General features: G+C 57.9%; 19 protein-coding genes. 10 read left to right on the top strand and 9 right to left on the bottom strand.

The annotated features are described in order from the left end of the window. Positions 1-53: 53 nt before the first annotated feature. Positions 54-785, bottom strand: coding sequence for an MlaE family ABC transporter permease (locus J4E00_RS08485; RefSeq protein ID WP_208174708.1), 732 nt, complete (start codon positions 783-785; stop codon positions 54-56). A 91-nt stretch (positions 786-876) separates the two neighbouring features. Between J4E00_RS08485 and J4E00_RS08480 the strand changes: the two genes are divergently transcribed. Further along, positions 877-1,608 carry an SDR family oxidoreductase gene (locus J4E00_RS08480; protein WP_208174707.1) on the top strand — a complete coding sequence of 244 codons (732 nt, stop codon included), beginning with the start codon at positions 877-879 and terminating at the stop codon, positions 1,606-1,608. Between the two features lie 90 nt (positions 1,609-1,698). On the opposite strand, the gene J4E00_RS08475 is transcribed toward J4E00_RS08480, so the two are convergent. Next, a complete protein-coding gene (locus tag J4E00_RS08475; RefSeq protein ID WP_208174706.1) occupies positions 1,699-2,358 on the bottom strand; it encodes a GIN domain-containing protein in 660 nt (219 codons plus the stop codon). 168 nt (positions 2,359-2,526) lie between these two features. On the opposite strand from J4E00_RS08475, the gene J4E00_RS08470 reads away from it, so the two are divergent. The 7 genes from J4E00_RS08470 to gldC all read left to right on the top strand — a co-directional run bounded on the left by J4E00_RS08470 (position 2,527) and on the right by gldC (position 8,879). After that, entirely contained in the window at positions 2,527-3,219 is a 693-nt protein-coding gene (locus J4E00_RS08470; RefSeq protein WP_208174705.1) for an SDR family oxidoreductase, read from the top strand. 92 nt (positions 3,220-3,311) lie between these two features. Further along, positions 3,312-4,220, top strand: a complete 909-nt coding sequence (gene gldA / locus J4E00_RS08465) for a gliding motility-associated ABC transporter ATP-binding subunit GldA (RefSeq protein ID WP_208174704.1) — start codon at positions 3,312-3,314, stop codon at positions 4,218-4,220. Between the two features lie 132 nt (positions 4,221-4,352). Next, positions 4,353-5,078 (top strand): gliding motility-associated ABC transporter permease subunit GldF, encoded by a 726-nt coding sequence (gldF, locus tag J4E00_RS08460; RefSeq protein ID WP_208174703.1) that lies wholly within the window; start codon positions 4,353-4,355, stop codon positions 5,076-5,078. Next, positions 5,078-6,808, top strand: a complete 1,731-nt coding sequence (gene gldG / locus J4E00_RS08455) for a gliding motility-associated ABC transporter substrate-binding protein GldG (RefSeq protein ID WP_208174702.1) — start codon at positions 5,078-5,080, stop codon at positions 6,806-6,808. Before gldF ends, gldG begins: the two co-directional genes overlap by 1 nt. A 137-nt stretch (positions 6,809-6,945) precedes the next feature. Then, entirely contained in the window at positions 6,946-7,161 is a 216-nt protein-coding gene (locus tag J4E00_RS08450) for a hypothetical protein (protein ID WP_208174701.1), read from the top strand. A gap of 140 nt (positions 7,162-7,301) precedes the next feature. Further along, positions 7,302-8,426 (top strand): DNA polymerase III subunit beta, encoded by a 1,125-nt coding sequence (gene dnaN, locus J4E00_RS08445; protein ID WP_208174700.1) that lies wholly within the window; start codon positions 7,302-7,304, stop codon positions 8,424-8,426. Between the two features lie 120 nt (positions 8,427-8,546). Beyond that, positions 8,547-8,879 (top strand): gliding motility protein GldC, encoded by a 333-nt coding sequence (gene gldC, locus J4E00_RS08440; RefSeq protein ID WP_208174699.1) that lies wholly within the window; start codon positions 8,547-8,549, stop codon positions 8,877-8,879. A 125-nt stretch (positions 8,880-9,004) separates the two neighbouring features. Here the strand turns inward: gldC and J4E00_RS08435 are convergent, their stop codons facing one another. The 5 genes from J4E00_RS08435 to J4E00_RS08415 form a co-directional block, all read right to left on the bottom strand. Then, entirely contained in the window at positions 9,005-9,550 is a 546-nt protein-coding gene (locus J4E00_RS08435; RefSeq protein ID WP_208174698.1) for a hypothetical protein, read from the bottom strand. Positions 9,551-9,680: 130 nt separating this feature from the next. Beyond that, the gene (gene dcd / locus J4E00_RS08430; protein ID WP_208174697.1) at positions 9,681-10,217 is read right to left on the bottom strand and encodes a dCTP deaminase; all 537 of its coding nucleotides are present in this window, start codon (positions 10,215-10,217) and stop codon (positions 9,681-9,683) included. Positions 10,218-10,292: 75 nt separating this feature from the next. Continuing rightward, positions 10,293-11,192, bottom strand: coding sequence for a hypothetical protein (locus tag J4E00_RS08425; protein WP_208174696.1), 900 nt, complete (start codon positions 11,190-11,192; stop codon positions 10,293-10,295). 133 nt (positions 11,193-11,325) lie between these two features. Next, positions 11,326-12,624: a glutamate-1-semialdehyde 2,1-aminomutase gene (hemL, locus tag J4E00_RS08420; RefSeq protein ID WP_208174695.1), complete on the bottom strand. Its 1,299-nt coding sequence runs from the start codon at positions 12,622-12,624 to the stop codon at positions 11,326-11,328. Between the two features lie 142 nt (positions 12,625-12,766). Further along, positions 12,767-14,677: an ABC transporter substrate-binding protein gene (locus J4E00_RS08415; protein ID WP_208174694.1), complete on the bottom strand. Its 1,911-nt coding sequence runs from the start codon at positions 14,675-14,677 to the stop codon at positions 12,767-12,769. Between the two features lie 530 nt (positions 14,678-15,207). Here J4E00_RS08415 and J4E00_RS08410 point away from each other — a divergent pair. Then, on the top strand, positions 15,208-15,900 hold the full coding sequence (locus tag J4E00_RS08410; protein ID WP_208174693.1) for a DUF1361 domain-containing protein: 693 nt from the start codon (positions 15,208-15,210) through the stop codon (positions 15,898-15,900). A 32-nt stretch (positions 15,901-15,932) separates the two neighbouring features. Here J4E00_RS08410 and J4E00_RS08405 read toward each other — a convergent pair whose 3' ends face one another. Continuing rightward, positions 15,933-16,367: a DUF1648 domain-containing protein gene (locus J4E00_RS08405; protein ID WP_208174692.1), complete on the bottom strand. Its 435-nt coding sequence runs from the start codon at positions 16,365-16,367 to the stop codon at positions 15,933-15,935. A gap of 85 nt (positions 16,368-16,452) precedes the next feature. Further along, positions 16,453-16,875, bottom strand: a complete 423-nt coding sequence (locus J4E00_RS08400) for a DUF1810 domain-containing protein (RefSeq protein WP_208174691.1) — start codon at positions 16,873-16,875, stop codon at positions 16,453-16,455. 189 nt (positions 16,876-17,064) lie between these two features. On the opposite strand from J4E00_RS08400, the gene J4E00_RS08395 reads away from it, so the two are divergent. Then, a complete protein-coding gene (locus J4E00_RS08395; protein ID WP_208174690.1) occupies positions 17,065-20,073 on the top strand; it encodes a M1 family metallopeptidase in 3,009 nt (1,002 codons plus the stop codon). Positions 20,074-20,157: the final 84 nt, after the last annotated feature.

Below are 20,157 nucleotides of genomic sequence, written 5' to 3'. Positions count from 1 at the left end.
ACAGCTGCTCGTTAGTAGTTCTGACAACTCATAACGAGCAACTGACAACTAACTCAGAGCAGTATAGCGGCCAGGGCGAAATCCGCAATCAGGATGGCGATAATCGAATTGGTAACGGCGCCGGTGCTGGCTGCGCCTACTTCCAAAGCACCGCCGGTAGTGAAATAGCCTTTGAAAGCGGAAATGCCCGATACCAGAAAGGCAAACACCACCGCTTTGATGAGGGCAAACACGATGTTGTAGGGAATAAAATCGGTTCGAATGCCTTCAATGTAATCCTGAGCTGTCATGACGCCAGTGAGCGTGCCAGCCAAGTAGCCGCCAAGAATGGACAACAGCATGGCCAAAATCACGAGCAGGGGGAACATGAGCAGGGCTGCTAGAATACGCGGCAGCACCAAATAAGACGTGGAGTTGATGCCCATTACCTCAAGCGCCGAAATCTGCTCGGTGATGCGCATGGTGCCCAGGCCACCGGCAATGCTACTGCCAACTTTGCCAGCCAGCACGATGCTGGTGATGGTGGGAGCCAGTTCCAGAATGGTCATTTCGCGCACCATGTAGCCAATGGTGGACTGCGGAATGAGCGGATTGGTGAGGTTGTAAGCAATCTGGACGCAGGTTACCGCTCCGATGAAGGCCGACACGATGGAAACGATGACGATGGAATCGACGCCGATGAGAATGGCCTCGTCGATGGTGCGGTTCCAGAGGACGCGGAACCGCTCCGTGCGCGTGACCATGCCGCGCAGAAAGAGGACGAACGAGCCGAAAGTTTTAAGCATGGAAAGTTGATGAGAAATAAAAACCGAAGTTTAGGGCCGGCTGTTGCCGCAGGAAAGACGCGGGCTACCCCGCCACCTTACGTAAAATCAAATGAACAGAGCCCAAACCAGCGAAAAATTAATTGTGGTCACAGGTGGTAGCAAAGGTATTGGACGGGCCGTCGTGTCGCGCTTTCTGCAAGCGGGCTACCCGGTAGCTACCTGCGCCCGCTCGGCTACTGACCTGGACAGGCTTACAACCGAGATGACGGCCGATGTTCCCGGCGCCGTGCTACACACCCTGCCCGCCGACCTTAGTCAGCAGGCCGACTGCGCCCGTTTTGCCGCCTTTGTGCTGGCCCTGAAGCTGCCCGTAGAAGCACTGGTGAACAATGCCGGCGCCTTCGTACCCGGCCGCCTGCAGGATGAGCCGGCCGATGGTTCGCAACTGCGTCAGATGCTGGCGGTGAACCTGCTAAGCGCATACGACGTGACCTTGCCCCTGCTACCAGGCCTCATCGCCCAGGGCTCGGGCCATATTTTCAATATCTGCTCTACGGCCAGCATTACAGCTTACCCCAACGGTGGCTCCTATGGCATTGCCAAGCATGCCTTACTAGGCTTTACCAAAAACCTGCGCGAGGAGCTAAAAGCCAGCGGGGTGCGCGTAACTGCCGTGCTTCCTGGCCCTACGCTCACGGCTAGTTGGGCCGGTGTAGACCTGCCGCGCGAGCGGTTTGTGCAGGCCGATGATGTAGCGGAGGCAGTATTTTCAACTTATTCGCTTTCACCCCACGCGGTGGTTGAGGAGCTGCTAATTAGGCCCCAGTTGGGCGATTTGTAGATGCGTAGGCTCTTTAATCGTATTTGGACGTTGCGGAGGCAAAATAAAAATCGAGCAAGTCCATTCGAGGCAGTGTAGGACAAGTGTGGCCTATTCCACTCGCTTGCTGCCCCGCCCCGTCACCCGAATATCAGTAGAGGCTGGTGGGCCGCCGTAATACAGCGTGCCATTGCCCGCCACGGTTCCGCCAACGGCATCAGTGGCCCGGACGTGGGCATCACCGTCGCTGTCGCGGGTCATATTAAAATAGCACCGGCGCAGGCGCACGCCTTGGGCAAACAGCCGCCCTGCGCCCCCTAGTGTGAAATTCATTTCCTCCGCCGAGCCTTGGATATTGATGTCGCCCAACTCGTATTGGTCCAGAAAAAGCTGGCGGGCCTGCACGTTGATGTTATAGTCGCCCGCCCCGATGAGGTGGAAAAAAATGGTGTCCTGCACGAACTGTCCCATCGTGCTTCCGTTGCCCTGCCCTCGCAAAAACACGTTGGTAATACGAGGAAGGTGCAGGGTTACCTCGCGGGGTGAATCGTAGCTGCGCGCCCAGTTGCAGGTGCTGGTATTGCTTATTTCCAATGCATCGCCTTTACGGGTCAGCACAATATCATCAATCAAATGCTCGCCAGCCCGCACTTCGGCGTAGGTTTGGGTGTCCTGTACGAGGCGCAGGTCCACGTTATCGAATGCGGTAACGGTAGCCAGGCCAGCAGCTACATCGCGCTGCTGGGTAACGATGGAACCAGTGCTTTTCAAACAGTCGGTACCGTGGCCGGGGCCGCAGGTGCTTAGCCCAACCGCCAGCGCCCCGCCCAATACAACGCGACTTAGCCCGCGCCATACACCTGCAAACCCTCCCAGGCCGCTAACTTGCGGCCGCAAACTCGTATAGTGCATTTGCATCCTTACTTTTCCCAAAGATAAATGGACCTCACCGGTAAAGTTGCTATTGTGACCGGCGCGAGCAAAGGTATTGGCCGCGCCACCGTGGAAGCCCTGCTGGCGCGCGGCGCGGCCGTGGCCGGCTGGGCCCGCACCGCCCCTGATGGCCTCACGCACGACCGTTTTCAGTTTTTTGAGTGCGATGTGCAGGACGAGCATTCCATCACGGAGGCTTTTACCAATACCCAACGCGAGCTTGGTCCCGAAATTCATGTGCTGGTGAACAATGCCGGCCTGGGCATCATGGGCGACGTTGACGGCTTCAAGACCGAAGACTGGAAAACCATGTTCGACACTAATGTGCTCGGCACTTTCCTGTGCACCCGCGCTGTGCTGCCCCAAATGAAGCGCCAGCACGCGGGCCATATCGTGAACGTGGCTTCGCTGGCCGGCACCGCAGGCACGGCCGGCATGAGTGGCTACTGCGCCACCAAGTTTGCGGTGCGGGGCTTTTCCGATTCGCTGTTCAAGGAAGTGCGCCCGAATGGTATCCGCGTGACATGCGTCATGCCGGGCTCGGTTGAAACGAATTTCAACGGCAAAGAGCCTGGCACTACGCCCGACCCGCACAAGATGCAGCCCGAAGACATTGCAGCCGCCATTGTGCATGCCATTGAAGCACCGGACACAACCATGATTTCCGAAATACAGCTGCGCCCGGCGAATGTGAAATGAGTTGCCGCCTTCCACACTGCCCCTTCCCCTAGCCCCTTTGGGGGCAGGCAATGGAGATAACGCGGAGGGCGAAAAACTAATCAAAGATTTACATGGTAGAAATTGAACACCTGACCAAAACCTACGGCACGCAGAATGCCGTGGACAACATCAGCTTCACGGCGGGCAAGGGTGAAATTGTGGGTTTCCTCGGGCCAAATGGTGCGGGCAAAAGCACCACGATGAAAATTGCCACCGGCTACCTCCCTCCCACCGCTGGCACCGTACGCGTAGCCGGCCACGACGTGCTGGCCGACAGCCTCGCGGTGCGCTGCCACGTGGGCTACCTGCCCGAGCACAACCCGCTCTACCTCGATATGTATGTGCACGAGTACCTCGAGTTCATCGGCTCGGTGCATGGCTTGAGCGGCCGAAACCTGCGCACCCGTGTGGCCGAACTGGTGCGCCGCGTGGGCCTGAGCCGCGAGCAGAACAAACAAATCGGCGCGCTCAGCAAAGGCTACCGCCAGCGCGTAGGGCTGGCCCAGGCCCTCATTCACGACCCGGACGTACTCATCCTGGACGAGCCAACGACTGGCCTCGACCCCAACCAGATTTTGGAAATCCGCCAACTCATCCGCGAAGTGGGCGAGGATAAAACCGTTATTTTCAGCACCCACATTCTGCCTGAAGTCACGGCCTTGTGCTCCCGCGTGCTCATCATCAGCCGCGGCAAGCTGGTGGCCGATAGTCCGGTAGCCGAGCTCGCGGCCCGCGCCGCCGGCGAAACCATCGTCCGGGCCGAGTTTGAAGGCGCAGTGGATACGGCCAAGCTGGCGAAGCTGTCTGGCGTGCGCCACGTAGAGGCCGCCCCCGATGGCGCGGTGCTGCTCCGCACTGCCCTTGGCGTGGATGTCCGCGCCGCCGTGTCGCGCCTGGCCGGGCAGGAAGGCTGGATTCTGCTGGGGCTGCGGCAGGAGCACCAGAGTTTGGAAGAGGTGTTTGGGGAATTGACGAAATAGAAACGAGTAATAACAGAAAGACCAAAACAGAACGTCCTGCCGAGCGGAGCCGAAATGACTCTACCCCAAGACTAATTAATTACTTGCGCAGTAGCGTTGCTCCGGCTCCGCTCAACAGGACGTTCAGACACTATGCTAACAATCCTTCGAAAAGAATTTAATGCTTTCCTGAATTCCCCCGTCGCCTACGTGGTGCTGGGGGTGTTCCTGATTGCCACCGGCCTGTTCGTCTGGGTTTTCCCCGATAGCAGCGTGCTGGATTACGGCTACGCCGACCTGCAGACGCTATTTAATCTGGCTCCCTGGATATTCCTGTTCCTCATTCCGGCCATCACCATGCGCACATTTGCAGAGGAGAAAAAAGCTGGCACTATTGAGCTATTATTAACTCGTCCTCTGACCGATGGACAGATAATTGGCGGCAAGTATTTAGCGTGTTTTCTGCTCGCCTTATTGGCCCTGATTCCGACGTTGCTTTACTACTTTTCGGTATACAAGTTGGGCAGCCCGGAAGGCAATATTGACTCGGCCGCAACGGTTGGTTCTTACTTGGGTTTGGCGCTGCTGGCGGCGGTATTTGCCGCCATTGGCATCCTGGCATCGGCGCTCACGCGCGACCAGATTATTGCGTTTCTAGTGGCCGTGGTGGGCTGTTTTCTGGTTTATTCAGGGTTCGATTCGCTGGCTTCAGTGCTCCAGGGCAGCGCGGCTTATTATATAGGCCAGTTGGGAATTGCGGCGCATTACCGCGACTTGAGCAAGGGCTTGATTGACTCGCGGGACCTGGTTTATTTTTTTAGTGTAGTTGCGGTGGCTTTGCAGGCAACCCGGCTGGTATTACGGAGCCGGAATTGGTAATGGAGAATACGTTGACTAATTCGCCCGTAACGGCACCGGTTCCGGCTTCGCGCAAGCAGCGCGACCTGTTGCAGTTTGCGGCAGTTCTGGGCTTGCTGCTACTGTTCAATTTCGCGGCGCAACGCTTTTTCTTTCGGGTCGATTTGACCGAAGAAAAGCGCTACACCATGTCGGATGCCACCAAAAAACTGTTGCGCGACCTCAAGCAGCCAGTTACCATCACGGTGTACCTTACCGGTGATTTTCCGCCTGCTTTCCGCCGCCTGGAACAGGGCGTGCGCGAAACACTGAACGAATTCCAAGTGTACGGCGGGGCCAACCTAAACTACATTTTCATCGACCCCAGCGCGGGCAGCACCGAAGCGGCACGCAATGCCTTCTACACCTCGCTGTTCAAGAAAGGCTTGAAGCCCACCAACCTTGGTGCCACCGAAAATGGCAAGCGCGTCGAAAAAATCATCTTTCCCTACGCCGTGGTAAGCGTGGGCGGCAAAGACCGGCCCGTGCTTTTGCTGCGCGGCAACCAGGCCGCCCCGGCCGATGTGCGCCTCAACCAAAGCATTGAAGGGCTGGAATACGAACTGGCCAGTACCATCCGCACGCTGGTGCCGGCCCTGCGCAAGCGCATCGGCGTAATTGAGGGCCACGGCGAATTGACCAACGTGCAAGCCGGCGACATCCTGGGCACCTGGCAGCAGCAGTACGACGTGTTCCGCGTGACGCTCAGCAAGGTAAAAGACCTAAGCGCCCTGGATGCTGTGGTAGTGGCCCAACCCAAAACGCCTTACACCGAAGACGAGAAGTTCAAGCTCGACCAGTTTATCACCCAGGGCGGCCGGGCCCTGTTTTTTGTGGATGCTCTGCGCGTGGACCTAGATAGCGTGAGCCGCAATGGTGTGGCACTGGCGACGCCCTATAACCTTAACCTCGACGACCTGTTCTTTAAATATGGCCTGCGCTTGAACCAGAACCTGCTCCTGGACCTGAATAGCGGCCAAATTCCGCTCGTGACCGGCATGGATGGCAACAAGCCAAAAATTGAGCCCATGCCCTGGCAGCTCTACCCACTTATCAATAAGTTCAGTCCCCACCCTATCACCCGCAACCTCGACGCGGTGTATCTGAAATTCGTGGGCAACCTCGATACGGTGAAGGCCACTGGCATTCGCAAAACCGCGTTGATGTCCACCTCACGCTATACGCGGATACTGCCCGCCCCAGTGCCCATCAACTTCAACGATGCCCGCCTGGAACCGAACCCCAAGCTCTACCAGAAAGGATTCCAGCCGGTAGCCTACCTGCTCGAAGGTCAGTTCAATTCGCTCTTCGCCAACCGCGCCCGGCCGGGCACCCTCCAATTCCAGCCCGAAAAGCCGGCCAACGCCAAACCCAGCAAAGTGCTGGTAGTTGCTGACGGCGACTTCATCCGCTCCGACGTCGACCCCAAAACTGGTAATCCCTACCGCTTGGGCTTCGACCGCCTCGCCAACACCGAATTTGCCAACCGTGAGCTGGTCCTGAACGCTACCGACTATCTACTCGACGAAACCGGCCTCATCGCCGTGCGCGGCAAGCAAATTACCCTTCGCCCGCTCGATAAGGTAAAGCTGGCCGAGCAGCGCCGCCGCTGGCAATTGCTGAACCTCGGCGTGCCGCTGGCGCTACTGGGTGTGTTTGGGGCCGTGCGGGCGTGGCGGCGCAAGCGGCGCTATGCAGCGTTTGGGGCTTAATGGATGTCAGCCAATTATGAGTGTAAAAATATTCGCATAGGGAATTGGTTATTAATGCGCTACTCAAAGGATAGGAGCAGCACAAACATTATGCGCATCAGTTACAAGACCATTTCAATACAAACGTATTCGGAACTGTGGCTGTCATCCTAAAAGGCACTCACTTTTTGATTTCCAATGCAGAAGTACACGACCCATCGGCTAAATCCGGTGATTTGGAAGAATACGATATTGAAGAACTTCATCACGCATCGACTTTACTTGAAGTAGAAAAATTGCTTCAGCAAAAACTCGCAATTGCATTAGATGAACTTGGTCCAGCGAAGGGCATTAGACGCTTTATCAGCGAGTGAGTTTAGACGAATACCTTGACTAACAAAGCCGGGGAGCCATTCCATAAGGTGCATTTGCGTAAACACTAAATCGCCTTTCCAAACCCCAACCCTGCCCCCTATCTTTGCCCCCCGCCAACCCCCAACTCTAGCCTCGCACCATGAAATTCATTGTATCCTCCTCCGCGCTGCTTAAGCAGCTGCAAAGCATCAACGGCGTGGTTACGAACAACCCCGTGGTGCCCATTCTGGAGAACTTTCTCTTTGAGATTGAGGCCGGTAAGCTCACCATCACCGCTTCCGACCTGGAGACGAGCATGATTACCGAACTGCCCGTGGAGGCCCGCGATACTGGTCGTATTGCCGCGCCCGCCCGCATCCTGCTCGATACCCTTAAGAACCTGCCCGACCAACCCGTGACCTTCACGCTGGACGAGGAAACTTATACCATCGAAATCAGTTCTTCGAACGGGCGCTACAAGCTGGCCGGCGAGAACGCCGCCGATTTCCCCCGCGTGCCGGTGGTGAAGGGTTCCGCCCCAATTGAGATGCCGTCCTCGTCGTTGGCACGGGCCATCAACAAAACCATTTTCGCGGTGAGTACCGACGAGTTGCGCCCGGCCATGACCGGCATCCTCGTGCAACTGGCCGATGCGCAGGTGACCTTCGTGGCCACCGACGGCCACCGCCTGCTTCGCTACCGCCGCCAGGACGTGGGCGCCGGCCAAACCGCCAACCTCATCATCCCGCGCAAAGCCTTCAATCTGCTTAAGGGCACGCTGCCCTCCGAGGCCACGCCGGTGAAGATGGAATTCAACCAGAGCAACGCCTTCTTCTCGTTCAACCAGATGCGCCTGGTGTGCCGCCTGATTGACGAGCGTTACCCGGATTACGAGAATGTAATTCCCGTAAGCAACCCTAATAAGCTGGTCATCAATCGTTCGGAGTTATTAAATTCGGTCCGTCGAATCAGCATCTATTCTAACAAGACGACTCACCAAGTGCGTTTGCGCCTCGCTGGCTCGGAGTTGATAGTATCGGCTGAAGACCTGGACTTTAGCAACGAAGCGAAGGAAACGTTGAGCTGCCAGTACGATGGCGAAGACATGGAAATTGGCTTCAATGCCCGTTTCCTACTCGAAATGCTGTCGAATATTGACTCCGAGGAAATTACGCTGGAACTCAGTACGCCCAACCGTGCCGGCCTCCTCATGCCCACCACCCCGGACGATAACGAAAGCATCCTGATGCTGGTGATGCCGGTGATGCTGAACAACTACGTCTAACATTTTGCTTACAAAACTGTCATCCTGAGCGTAGCGAAGGACCTTATCACTGCTGAACGAAAGCCGTTCTAACCCGATAAGGTCCTTCGCTACGCTCAGGATGACAACTTTTACCCCTTTATGAAAAAATCAGAAATTCGCTTTAGCATCGCCCTCGACGATAACAAAGTACCCGAAGCTATTAGCTGGTCGGCCACCGATGCGGGGCCGGATATTCACTTCGCCAAAGCCATAAACATTGCGCTGTGGGACCGAGAGCAGGTAGGCACTATGAAAATCGACCTCTGGACCAAGGACATGCCCGTGGATGAAATGAAGCGCTTTGTGGTTGACAATATCGGCTCAATGGCCGAGAACATTGTAACCGCCACCGACGATAAGGAGATGGCTAACAAGATGCGCGCGCTCTGCAAAGAGTTGTCGGAATATCTGGATAAGCAGGAACAGGAGTAATGTCTTTGTGAAACTCACTTTAGCTTGTGAATTTCTAGTAAATACCCAAAGTAAAAAGCCCCGCTGGATGACACCAGCGGGGCTTTTTTGTTCTTGCGTGACGCAAGCTGCAATATGCGTACTGTCTAGCGAGCATTGCGGCCTAGGTTGCCGGCCGGGCGGTTAGCAGGCCGGGAGGCGGCGGGTGCTATTGATGCATCATTGGCCCGAGACGGGGCAGGATTCTGCACTGAGTTAGTGAGCAAAATGCTGGCCGACTGGCTGGCAAAATCCTTGTCGTACTTGTAGTAATTGGCGCGCGAGCTAAAATAGCTGCTATACTGGTCGTTGCTGAGTACAGCCTGCAATTCGCGGTCCCGCTCTTTGCAGACGCCGTTGCACTGCTCGTCAATTATCCTGGGATTGCCGGCATTTTTACGCTCGATGGCAGCCATTTTCGCTACTTTATCGGCATTGATGGCGCGGAGCTTTTCGGCTTGGTAGTTATTGAGGCGCAGGTCACGGACCATCTGGTTACTCAGGTGCTCGGCGCGGTCGGTGACGGGGTTAAGGCGAGGCGTGGGCTGGGTTTTGTCCTGCACCTGCACATTATTGTTGGGGGATTGCTGTGCGGAAGCGGCACCAGCCAGCAGCGCCAAGAGAACGGAAGCAAAAGCAGTTTTCGTAGTCATCGTCGTAGGGTTTAGGTAACACACTTACGCAAGGGCCGTGCCAGTGAGAACCGGCACGGTATGGATTTCAACGTAGAAAAACGGCTTGCGGTTCGGGTTTAGTGTGCCTGCATTACGCCAACGCTATATTTTACCACTTGTTTTTCCACATCATCGATTCTACCGGTTTGTCCGTTTTGTCGTTGTATTTGGCGTTCTGCTTGCGATTATACAGGGTATTTACATCGCCCTGCACGGTAAAATAAATGAGCTGGCCAATGGGCATGTTGTGGTAAATCCGAACGGGCATTGACACGCTGATTTCCAAAGTCCAATGGTTGCAAAAGCCTACGTCGCCCTTGCCCGCAGTGGCATGAATGTCGATACCCAAGCGGCCCACGCTGCTCTTTCCTTCGAGGAAAGGCACAGTAGCGTGCGTTTCGGTGTACTCCTCCGTAACGCCGAGGTAGAGGCGGCCGGGCTGGAGCACAAACCCTTCGGCCGGGATTTCGAAAGTGTCGATTTCGTTGTGCTTACGGGCGTCCAGCACTTCGTCGCGGTAAGTGGCCAGGTATTTCCCCAAATGCACATCGTAGGAATTGGTGCCCAGGCAGCTGCGGTCGTAAGGCTGAATGACGATGGTGCCTTTCTCGATTTCCGCGAGGATTTGCTGGTCGGTAAGAATCATGGGGATTGGAGTACTGGATACTTTGGTTTGCAGAAAAATGTAGAAACGCAGCCATTTAATGGTCAGGCAGTTCGTTTAGTCGTCGTCATGGTGGCGATAAGGCCCTGTGGGCTCCGGGCCTCCCTCCTCTTCGTCCTCATCGTCTTCGTAACGGTCTTCGCGTAGGCCTGGTTGGGGCGTAGGCCGCAGGCGACTGCTGAAACTACGAGGCTCGGGCTCCGGCTCTGGATTGGCCGACAGATTGTTGATGCGGCGGCTGATTGTAGGTAGCACGCTGGTAATAATATAGAAAAGCATCAGCACGCTGGTCAGGCTGAGCAGCAACGTGAAGTAATCGAGCCAATCATGTTGCGGCGCGGGGCCGCTGACAACCGGGGCGCTGGTGAGTGGGGCCTCGTCGGAAACGGTGGCGGGGACAGCTTCCGGACTGGCATCGCCGTTGGTGGTGAGCGGTGCAGTGACGGGGGCCTCAGGTTGGGCTTCGTTTTCGGTAACGGCCGCGGCAGGGCCGGCCGGAGCACCCGAGTCGTTGAACTGCGCGGTGGCTTGCTGGATGAGGCGCTGCTCGGCCCGGATGAGGGACACCCGCTCGTCGCGCGGCAGGTTATGAATGAAGAACTCGAAATTCTTGTCCAACAACACCGATTTGAGTTGTTTTTCAAATTCTGCCAGCGTGAGCGGCCCGTTGCCGAAACGGTTTTTATAGCGCTCCGCAATTCCGTTGTAATTCAAGAACAACTGCTTCAGGCCTGCATTATCGCCAAATCCATCGAAGCTGCGACGGGCAGCGGCGGTGCGCAGCGTGAGTGGGAATTTGCCGCGGGTGAACGACTTGTCGTACACCGTTTCCATGGTTCGAAAGTTGAGCTCGTCGATGGTTTTATCGAAAAGCCGCTTGTTGGCCTGGGCGGGGGTTTCGGCGTGGGCCAGTTGCCCGAAAAGCAGCAGAAAAACCAGAAAAACCTGTTTTACCATGGGGCAAAGGTAAAGCGCAGGGTTTCGCGAAGTTTAAAAATTAAGTTTCGCCAGGGCAATGGGCTTTTGAGTGCTCTACACAACTTATCATGCCTGACGGCCTTGGCGAAACTCAATTTTAAACTTTGTGCTACTATGCGCTATGTGCCTCAACCAACGACTCGCGGCAGGCAGTCAGGTATTTCTCCACCAGCTTGTCGGTGATGACGGTGGACACGAACAGGGCTTCAAATTGCGAAGGTGCGAGGTAGATGCCCCGGTTTAGCATAGCGTGGAAATAGCGGCCAAAAGCAGCCGTATCGCACTTCTTGGCATCGTCGAGGTTGGTGACGGGCTCACTGGTGAAGAACAGGCTAAACATGGAACCCACGCGGTTCACGGTGTAATTCAGGCCGAGCTCGGCGGCAATTTGGCGGGTACCGTCGGCGAGGCGGGCGCTGCTGGCTTCGAGGGCCGTGTAAAGTTCGGGGTGCTCGTGCAGGTAGCGGAGTTGGGCCATGCCGGCGGCGGTAGCCATGGGATTGCCGGAAAGGGTGCCGGCTTGGTACACTTTGCCAGCGGGTGCTACGCAGTTCATGATGTCTTCTCGACCGCCATAGGCACCCACGGGCAAGCCGCCGCCGATGATTTTGCCCAGCGTCGTCATGTCGGCTTTGATGCCGTAGAGCTGCTGGGCACCACCCGGCGCAAGGCGGAAGCCGGTCATTACCTCATCGAAAATCAGCACGATGCCTTGCTCGGTGCAGAGGTCGCGCAGGGCTGGCAGGAAGCCCTCGGCGGGGGCTACGAGGCCCATATTGCCCACTACGGGCTCCAGAATGAGGGCGGCAATCTGGTCGGGATTGGCGGCGATGAGGGCCTGCACGGCAGGCAGGTCGTTGTAGGGTGCGGTGAGGGTATCCTGGGCCACGCCCTGGGTGACGCCAGCCGAATCAGGCTCGCCCGCAGTGAGGGCACCACTGCCAGCCGCAATCAGGAAGGCGTCGCCGTGGCCGTGATAGCAGCCTTCGAACTTGATGATTTTGGCGCGTCCGGTGTAGCCTCGGGCGGCCCGAATGGCCGACATGCACGCTTCGGTGCCGGAGTTTACCAGACGGACTTTTTCGATGCTGGGCACCATCTCCCGAATCAGTTCGGCCATTTCCACTTCGCGGTGGGTGGGTGCACCGAAGCTGAGCGAATGCGGCAGCGCCTGCGCCACAGCATCGAGCACAATTTGCGGGGCGTGGCCAAGAATCATCGGGCCCCAGGAGTTGATAAAGTCAACGTAGCGGTTGCCATCCACGTCGATGAGCCAGGCACCGTTGGCGCTTTGCATGAACACCGGCGAGCCGCCCACCGAGCGAAAGGCACGCACCGGTGAATTGACACCACCAGGGATAAGGGTTTTGGCGCGTTCGAACAGGGCAGCGGAAGTGGTCAGATTGAGCATAGTTGGGTTATGGATATTTATTTTATGATGACCATCTTGCTGAGCACACCCGGAACATCTTTACTGCAACAGTAAGCCTGATTACCTACTTGGCAACGATGCTTAGGCCACGCTCAGCAGGACAAGCTGAGTGTTGAACAACTTATCGCAGCACCTGAATTTCCAAGTTATTAAGCTTCACAATGGGCACTACCTGGTTGTCGTGGGCGCCACCGCTGTAGCTCTGGCCTTCGAAGATGGCACCGGGCTGCTGGGGAGCGGCAGCCAGGCCTTGCTGGAAGGCAGGGCCGTATTGGAACAACGCATTGCCGAAATAAAGCAGCAGCTCAAAGCCCTGGTCGGCGTAGACAGACGGGGGGATGTGCTGGCTTTGCAGGTAGAGCTGGCGAAAGCGGCGGAAGCCCGGCGCGGTTTCATCGAAGTACTTGGATTGGATAAAATACACGTTGCCGCTGAGCTGGGCGAGGTCGATGCGGCTGTTTTCGAGCCAGGCGCTGGGGCACAGCATGAGCGGCCGCGGGACCCCAGCCGGCGGGGTGCGCAGCGCGGCCAGCGCCACGGGGCCGGTGCGGCGGTTATCAGAAGCCACCATAATGTGGCTGGCTCCGGCCAGGTCGAGGCCCGCGAAAGCGGCGGTTACCTCGGCATCTACTTCGGCGTTGAAGCGGCGCTGGATGCTGATTTTACCGCCTAATTCCTCATAAGTCGACTTGTAAGCGGCTGCAAACGAGGTGTCGTCGAATCCGTCTTCGGCCAACAAAATGGCGGGCTTGCCCAAGCCAAAGGAGTTGGCGGCAAACTGGGCAGCTAGGCGGCCCTGGGTGGCGGCACTGGGCGCAAACAGGTAGTGCCAGGGATTATCAAGCACCAAATCGCCGTCTTGCGAGAGCGGGTTGACGCAGATAATCTGGTGCTCGCGGGCGTAGCGGGCCAGCAGGCGGGCTCCCGATTTGTAGATGGGCCCAATGAGCATGTCCATGCTAGCCAGCTCGGGCAGAGCCAGAGTTTGCTTTAGGGTGAGGGTATCGGCGCCGGTGTCGTAGGCAAAGAGCTGGACGGGGTGACCGGCCCGCTGGAGGCTGTCCTGGGCCAAGCGCAGGCCAGCGTAGAGGTCGGTCACAAACTGGTTTTTGCGCACGGTCTGCCAGCTGGGATCGCTCAGCTCGAAGGGCAGCAGCACGCCGATGTTGTAGCTGGTTTTGCGCACCGATACTGGGCGCGGGCGCGGCGTGTAGCGAGCGCGGTCGAGGCTGAACTTGGCAATCAGCTCATCGAGCTGCGGGCGGTCGGCGTCGGTGTAAGCGCCACCGACGATGAGGTGGTCGGCATAGGCGCGGGCCAGGGCAGCGTCGTCGGGGTAGCGGCGCAGGTTGCGCAGCCACGTGTTACGGTCCTTGATACGGGGCAGGTAGGCGGCCTTCATGGCGTCGCGCTCGGCCACTAGCTTGTCGGGCGGCAGCAGGCTCAGGGTTTTGAGAGCAGTATCAAAATCCTCCTGCTCGAACGAAGCCTGCCCTTGCAGAAATAAGGCATCAGGCATGTTGGGGTACGTGGGGTACTCGGTGCGGAGCAGGTTGAGCAACTGCTCAGCATCGGGCCACTGCTTGAGGCGGGCGGCAGCTACAGCGGCCAAGTAGGCGGCATCGGCGGCGCGGGCGAAGCGGGAGGTAGGCTGGGCCAAAAGCTCCAGCTGCGCCAGCGCGGCGGCGTAGTTGCCTTGGTCGAGCTGATTTTTGCCGGCCCGGTAGCGTACGCTGGCTTCGGCGGGCGGCACGGCGGTGGGGCGGGGCTTGGCTGCCGGGGCCTTGGCGGGAGTGGGCTTAGTGCCGGTGGGCGTGGTGGCCGCCGGCGCTTTGGTGCTTGCCGGAGCGGCAGTGGAGCCAGCCGGCGTTTTGGTAGCTGTCGGAGCGGCGGGGGCCTTGGTGGCAGGGGCTTTCAGTGCGGGCGCTTTAGTAGGCGCGGGCGCGGCAGGTGTTTGGGCAAACACGGAGCTAGCCAGCAGCAGGCCAGCCGTAAGCCATTGAAGCGACAGCCGCGTAAAAAGTAACGTCATTGAACCAAAAAACAGGCTTGCCCCCGTGGTAAGCGGGGCAAAATTAGCTATAAAAGCCGGGGGTACCCAGGCAGCCACTCTTCCCCCACATTTAGCAGAAAGAAAACAGGTCCGATTACATTAAGTGTATTTAGGGCCGTTTCGGCATTAATGCATCGGCCGGACCGTAGCGCGCACTTTCAGTTCGCGTCCCTGCGCCGCTTGGCAGTCGTTTTAAAACGCGAACTGAAAGTTTGCGCTACTAGCTACTGATTCTGAAACCACTCTAGGTCTTTTTTATCCTTATAATCCCCCTATCGAAGCATTACAAGTTACCTGGCAGCATATGTATTTGTCTTTCTGAATGACGTATCGGACCTTCGAAAGGATTAGAAACATCTATTGAACGAGATTTTACTCCTTTCAAAGACATTAAAACACTCTCTGAGCACGTTTCTGCGCCTTCCAAACAGCCTTTTGCGCGCTTCGGTTGTCCTTACGCTATTCGCGTGGCTGGCTTGTCTTCGTCGCACACTCCTATCTTTAAGCTTATGCAAGCTTCTGTTCTCCCCGTTTCTCCCTTCTCCCGGGCCCGGCTCACGCTGGTATTCGTGCTGGCCGCCTCCATCGCCCTGAGCGTGCTCCTGATTATCGGCCGGGCCGCCATGACCGGCCGCCTTACCTTCCTCTTCCTTATCTGGAATCTGTTTCTGGCCGTTATTCCATTTGGGCTGAGCACTATGCTGGGCACCGCCAAAGGCTCGCTGAAAGCACGTATTCTGCTGCCAGTGGGCGCGGCGTGGCTGCTGTTCTTTCCCAACGCCCCCTACATCCTCACCGATTTATTCCACCTCGATACCCGGCCCGGTGTGCCGCTTTGGTATGACCTCGCGCTCATCCTGAGTTGCGCTTGGAACGGCCTGATGCTGGCCTACGCCTCGCTTTCCGACATGCAGCGGCTGGTGCAGCAGCGGCTGGGCTTCTGGGCGGGCTGGGGGTTTGCTACGGTGGCACTGCTACTCAGCAGCTTCGGCATCTACCTGGGCCGTTACCTGCGCTTCAACTCCTGGGACGTGCTCACCAACCCGCTCTCGCTGTTCTACGACATTCTGAACCGGATTTTGCATCCGTTCTCCTTCCCCGGTACCTGGGGCGTGACGCTGGTTTTCGGACTGTTTCTGTTGGTGGGGTACGGGACGGTGCGCCTCATGGGCCGCACGCAGGTAGAATCCTCCCTGAGCTGATTACCTCTCGTAAATCTTTCGCCAATAAGAGACTATTGGTGAACCTCTTGCCCAATTCTACTGGTTTGCTCGGCAGCTACTCGTCTGGTTTGAAAAACGAGCAGGAGAAAAGCGAGCACCATCACGATTTTCAAGCCACGAGCCAGCCGGATGGCGCCGCGGTACTGGCTCAGCGCATTAGCGGGCGTGATGGGAGTTGGATAATTCAGAATGTGCGGGTAGTTGCTGAGGGCGGTGAGGACCGCGAATAGCGCAGTAGCCACCAGCGGCAACTGGAGCAAACTGCCCTTCTCGCCGTAGTGGTCGGCTACGCCGTCGCCGTTGAAATGCACTGGAATCGTAGCGGGCAGCTGGAAAAGGCTCCAGATAGTCAGGGCCCAGAGCAGGGCCAATACGCCCCAGGCAAGCATCTCCGCTGCCCTATCGGCGGGCGTCTGAGGAACTTCGCGTTTCGGCCTTGCTTCCATTTTATCTATGGTTAGAAACGGGCTTACGTTTCTTATTGAGCAGTTATCGCAGCAGGCACTCAGCCGTTACAAAAAGCTGAGAAATTTACTCACCCCCAATAATGCGCAACGTTTTCTCATCCTTGCCGCCCCGGTAAAATTTGTCCAGCACTTGCTGAAAAACTGGCGGCGCGCCGGGCAGCACGGCAAAAAGCGTCATGGAGGAGCGCAGCTTCAGGTCGTCGGGGCTGCCCATGATGGCGTGGGCATCGTTGGAAGGCAGGCTGAGTAGGGCTTTGCTGATTTCGAGTAGGCGCGGGCCCAGCACCGGGTGGGCCAGGAAATCGGCGGCCTCCGCGGTGCCACGTAACTCGTAGAACCGGGCTGTTTCACTAAAGCCCAGCCCTTGGATTTGGGGAAATACGTACCACATCCAGTGGGTTCGCTTGCGGCCGTGGCGTATTTCGGCCAGCGCAGCCTGGTAGTTCTGCGCCTGTGCTTCGATGAATCTTTCCAGCTTGTCTTTCATGGGATGCTAGTGACTTTTCACAAGCCGAATACGATTTAGCTCAGTGGACGGATATGCCGCTCGGTGTACCAAGGCGCAGTTTTTCGGAAGACCAGGCAGCTGTCGGAAGGTATGGCACGGCATGGTTCCCGCCCTTTCCGTAGCTTCGCCTGTAATGGTGCGGCGTTCCTCCCACCCCTATTCTGAAGCATGACCAAACGCATACTTTTCGGCCTTCTGGCCCTGCTGCCCGGCTTGGCGTTGGGCCAAAAGCATAAGCCCAAGCCCGCCGCGAAAGCCACCGGCCCATACTTCCAGCAGGAAGTCAACTACTCCATCGATGTGGCACTTGATGATAAGGCCAATACCCTGACCGGCCGCGAGGAGCTGACCTACACCAACCACGCACCGCAGGCCCTCACCTTCATCTGGTTTCACCTGTGGCCCAATGCTTACAAGGATAATTCCACGGCCTTCGCCAAGCAGCAGTTGCGCGATGGCAAGCGCAAGTTCCAGTTTGCGCCAGCCCAAGAGCGGGGTTTTATCGATGGGCTCGATTTCAAGGTAAACGGCCAGGCGGCCAAGCTGGAATTCGACCCTGCCAATGCCGACATCGCCAAGCTGGTGCTGCCGCAGCCGCTGGCACCGGGCGCTAGCGCGAGCATCAGCACGCCGTTTCGGGTAAAGATTCCGGTGTCGTTTTCGCGGTTTGGGCACGTGGGGCAGAGCTACCAGATTACGCAGTGGTACCCCAAGCCGGCTGTGTTGGACCGCCGCGGCTGGCACCCCATTCCCTACCTCGACCAGGGCGAATTTTACTCCGAGTTCGGCACGTTCGACGTCACCATTACCCTGCCTACCAACTACGTGGTGGGAGCCACCGGCGAGCTGCAAAACCCCGACGAGCGCGCCCGCATGGATGCCCTGGCCGCTACCGCTGCCGGCAAGAAAACCGCCAAAGACTTTGGCTCCGACCTCAGCTTTCCGGCCTCCGATGCGACGACCAAAACCCTGCGCTACAAGCAGGACCGGGTGCACGACTTCGCCTGGTTTGCCGACAAGCGCTTCAACGTGCTGAAAAGTGGCGTGACCCTGCCCTCGGGTCGCACCGTCACGTCGTGGGTGCTTTTCACCAACCGCGATGCGGAGAAATGGACCAAGGGCCTCCAGGACGTGAATGACGCCATTACCTACTATTCGCGCTGGGTAGGCGAGTACCCCTACTCGGCCGCCACTGCCGTGGACGGCGCCCTGAGCGCCGGCGCCGGCATGGAGTACCCCATGGTGACCGTGACCCAGCCCGAGGCCATTGTGCACGAGGTAGGCCACAACTGGTTTTACGGCATCCTGGGCTCAAATGAGCGGGACTTTCCGTGGATGGACGAGGGCGTGAACACCTACGTGGAGCAGCGCGTGACGGCGCTCAGCAACCCGCAGACCAGCATGTTGGGCGGGTTGGAAAAGTCATCCAAAATCACCAAGGCGCTGGGCATAGAAAACCTGCCCGGCGATGCCATTAACCAAGTGCCCTACCAGGCCTTGGCCAGCCGCAACCTCGACCAGCCGGTGCAGGGACTTACTTCGGCCGATTATACCACATTGAATTATGGTACAGTAGTAGTATATCAGAAAGCGGGTTCGCTGCTGAAGTACCTGGCCGGCTACCTGGGGCAGGAAAAATTCGACGCGGCCATGCACCTTTACTACGAGCGCTGGCAGTTTAAGCATCCTTATCCGGAGGACATGCAGGCGGTGTTTGAGGAAAGCACGGGCCAGAAGCTGAGCTGGTTTTTCCAGGGCATGCTGACCAATACCCAGCACTACGACGCCGATTTGCAGACCCTGGCCAGCTTCAGCGATGTGGTAAAGGTGCTGGTGCGCACCGACTCGCCCACGCCCTGGGCCGTGCCGGTGTCGTCCGTCGATGCCCAGGGCAAGGTGCTGGAAACCCTCTGGACGCCACCCTTCGGCAATACCGACCCCAACGCCGAGGAAGAAGCCACCAGCCAACTCAACTTCAAGCGCGAAAACGTGGCCGCCCTCGTGGTAGATGCCAACTACGTGGCACCTCAGCTCAACCGCCGCAACGACCGACTCACGGTCACCGACCATCCTTCGCGTCGCACGCCCCTGCGCCTGCGCCCGCTGGCCAGCGTGGAGCGTTGGGACAAAGCCACCATCAACTGGCTGCCGGTGCTAGGGGCCAATACATCCGATAAATTCATGCTGGGCGCGGCGTTCTACAACAGCCCGCTGGTGCCCAAACGGCTCCAATACCTGGCCATGCCCATGTACAGCTTCAACCGCAACGAGCTGAACGGCATTGGCACGGTCCAGCTCAACGTGCTGCCCGCCAGCTTTGCCCAGCGGGCCACCATTGCCTTCACCGCCCAACGCTTCGAGCGCTACATCAAAACCGAGCCCAGCCTGACGCTGGTGTGGCCCCACGCGCCGGGCCAGGGTCCGCACCAGCGCCTCAAACTTGCCAATACCATTATTCACGATGAAGACCGCAACGAAACCGGCGTATTTCAAGCCATTGATTACAACGTGAGCCACCGCAACGCGCTGCAAGGCTGGAGCGCATCCGTCGACCTCAACCGCATGATTGCCAGCAACGCCGACGATAAAGCCGACCGCGGCTCCATTCTGCTGCGGGCCAGCGCCAGCTACTTCCGCTACTACTCTCTGAAAAAGAAGGTGCAGGCGCGCTTGTTTGGCGGGCGGTTCCTGCAGCAGCCCAGCAACCCAGCATTTGTGCTGGGCCTGAGCGGTAGCCCCGACTACCGCCGCCAAACTGCCTTCCTCGACCGTCAGCAGATTTCGCACGCTCTCACCGCGCAGCTCCACCAGACCGACGACCGCGACGGCGCCTTCAAAGCCTTCCTGCCCGTGTATAGCACCGACTGGCTCAGCACCTTCAACCTGCAAGTCGATTTGCCGGTGACTGACCTCGCCGTATTCGCCGACTTCGGGGTTAGCAGCACGTCGCAGCTGGCCATTGGCAACCCCGGCAATGCGCGGCGCACCTACTACGATGCTGGCCTGGTGCTGCCCGTGGTGCGCGACATTTTTCAGCTGTACCTGCCCGTGGCTGGTTCGCAATACGCCAACAATTTCCCCAGCAGCCGCCAGGATTTTACCGACCGCATCCGCTTCGTGCTCAACCTGACGGCTCTCAACCCCTTCCGGCAGCTCGATGAGCAGTTGGCGCAGTAACTGACCAGTTGCGCTAGCCACGTTACCATCGTTGGTAATGCCTGCTTTAGGTTTTTTCGGGTCGCAGAGCCTGTTTCCACCCTT

The organism is Hymenobacter negativus, assembly GCF_017571495.1.
Lineage (GTDB): Bacteria > Bacteroidota > Bacteroidia > Cytophagales > Hymenobacteraceae > Hymenobacter > Hymenobacter negativus.
This window is presented reverse-complemented; position numbering and strand designations above follow the sequence as displayed.

Coding starts and splice junctions, on each gene's coding strand:
- gldC (WP_208174699.1), top strand. CDS start 8,547: ATGAAAAAATCAGAAATTCGCTTTAGCATCGCCCTCGACGATAACAAA.
- J4E00_RS08435 (WP_208174698.1), bottom strand. CDS start 9,550: ATGACTACGAAAACTGCTTTTGCTTCCGTTCTCTTGGCGCTGCTGGCT.
- J4E00_RS08470 (WP_208174705.1), top strand. CDS start 2,527: ATGGACCTCACCGGTAAAGTTGCTATTGTGACCGGCGCGAGCAAAGGT.
- J4E00_RS08405 (WP_208174692.1), bottom strand. CDS start 16,367: ATGGAAGCAAGGCCGAAACGCGAAGTTCCTCAGACGCCCGCCGATAGG.
- hemL (WP_208174695.1), bottom strand. CDS start 12,624: ATGCTCAATCTGACCACTTCCGCTGCCCTGTTCGAACGCGCCAAAACC.
- dnaN (WP_208174700.1), top strand. CDS start 7,302: ATGAAATTCATTGTATCCTCCTCCGCGCTGCTTAAGCAGCTGCAAAGC.
- J4E00_RS08415 (WP_208174694.1), bottom strand. CDS start 14,677: ATGACGTTACTTTTTACGCGGCTGTCGCTTCAATGGCTTACGGCTGGC.
- J4E00_RS08395 (WP_208174690.1), top strand. CDS start 17,065: ATGACCAAACGCATACTTTTCGGCCTTCTGGCCCTGCTGCCCGGCTTG.
- dcd (WP_208174697.1), bottom strand. CDS start 10,217: ATGATTCTTACCGACCAGCAAATCCTCGCGGAAATCGAGAAAGGCACC.
- gldG (WP_208174702.1), top strand. CDS start 5,078: ATGGAGAATACGTTGACTAATTCGCCCGTAACGGCACCGGTTCCGGCT.
- gldA (WP_208174704.1), top strand. CDS start 3,312: ATGGTAGAAATTGAACACCTGACCAAAACCTACGGCACGCAGAATGCC.
- J4E00_RS08480 (WP_208174707.1), top strand. CDS start 877: ATGAACAGAGCCCAAACCAGCGAAAAATTAATTGTGGTCACAGGTGGT.
- J4E00_RS08485 (WP_208174708.1), bottom strand. CDS start 785: ATGCTTAAAACTTTCGGCTCGTTCGTCCTCTTTCTGCGCGGCATGGTC.
- J4E00_RS08410 (WP_208174693.1), top strand. CDS start 15,208: ATGCAAGCTTCTGTTCTCCCCGTTTCTCCCTTCTCCCGGGCCCGGCTC.
- gldF (WP_208174703.1), top strand. CDS start 4,353: ATGCTAACAATCCTTCGAAAAGAATTTAATGCTTTCCTGAATTCCCCC.
- J4E00_RS08400 (WP_208174691.1), bottom strand. CDS start 16,875: ATGAAAGACAAGCTGGAAAGATTCATCGAAGCACAGGCGCAGAACTAC.
- J4E00_RS08425 (WP_208174696.1), bottom strand. CDS start 11,192: ATGGTAAAACAGGTTTTTCTGGTTTTTCTGCTGCTTTTCGGGCAACTG.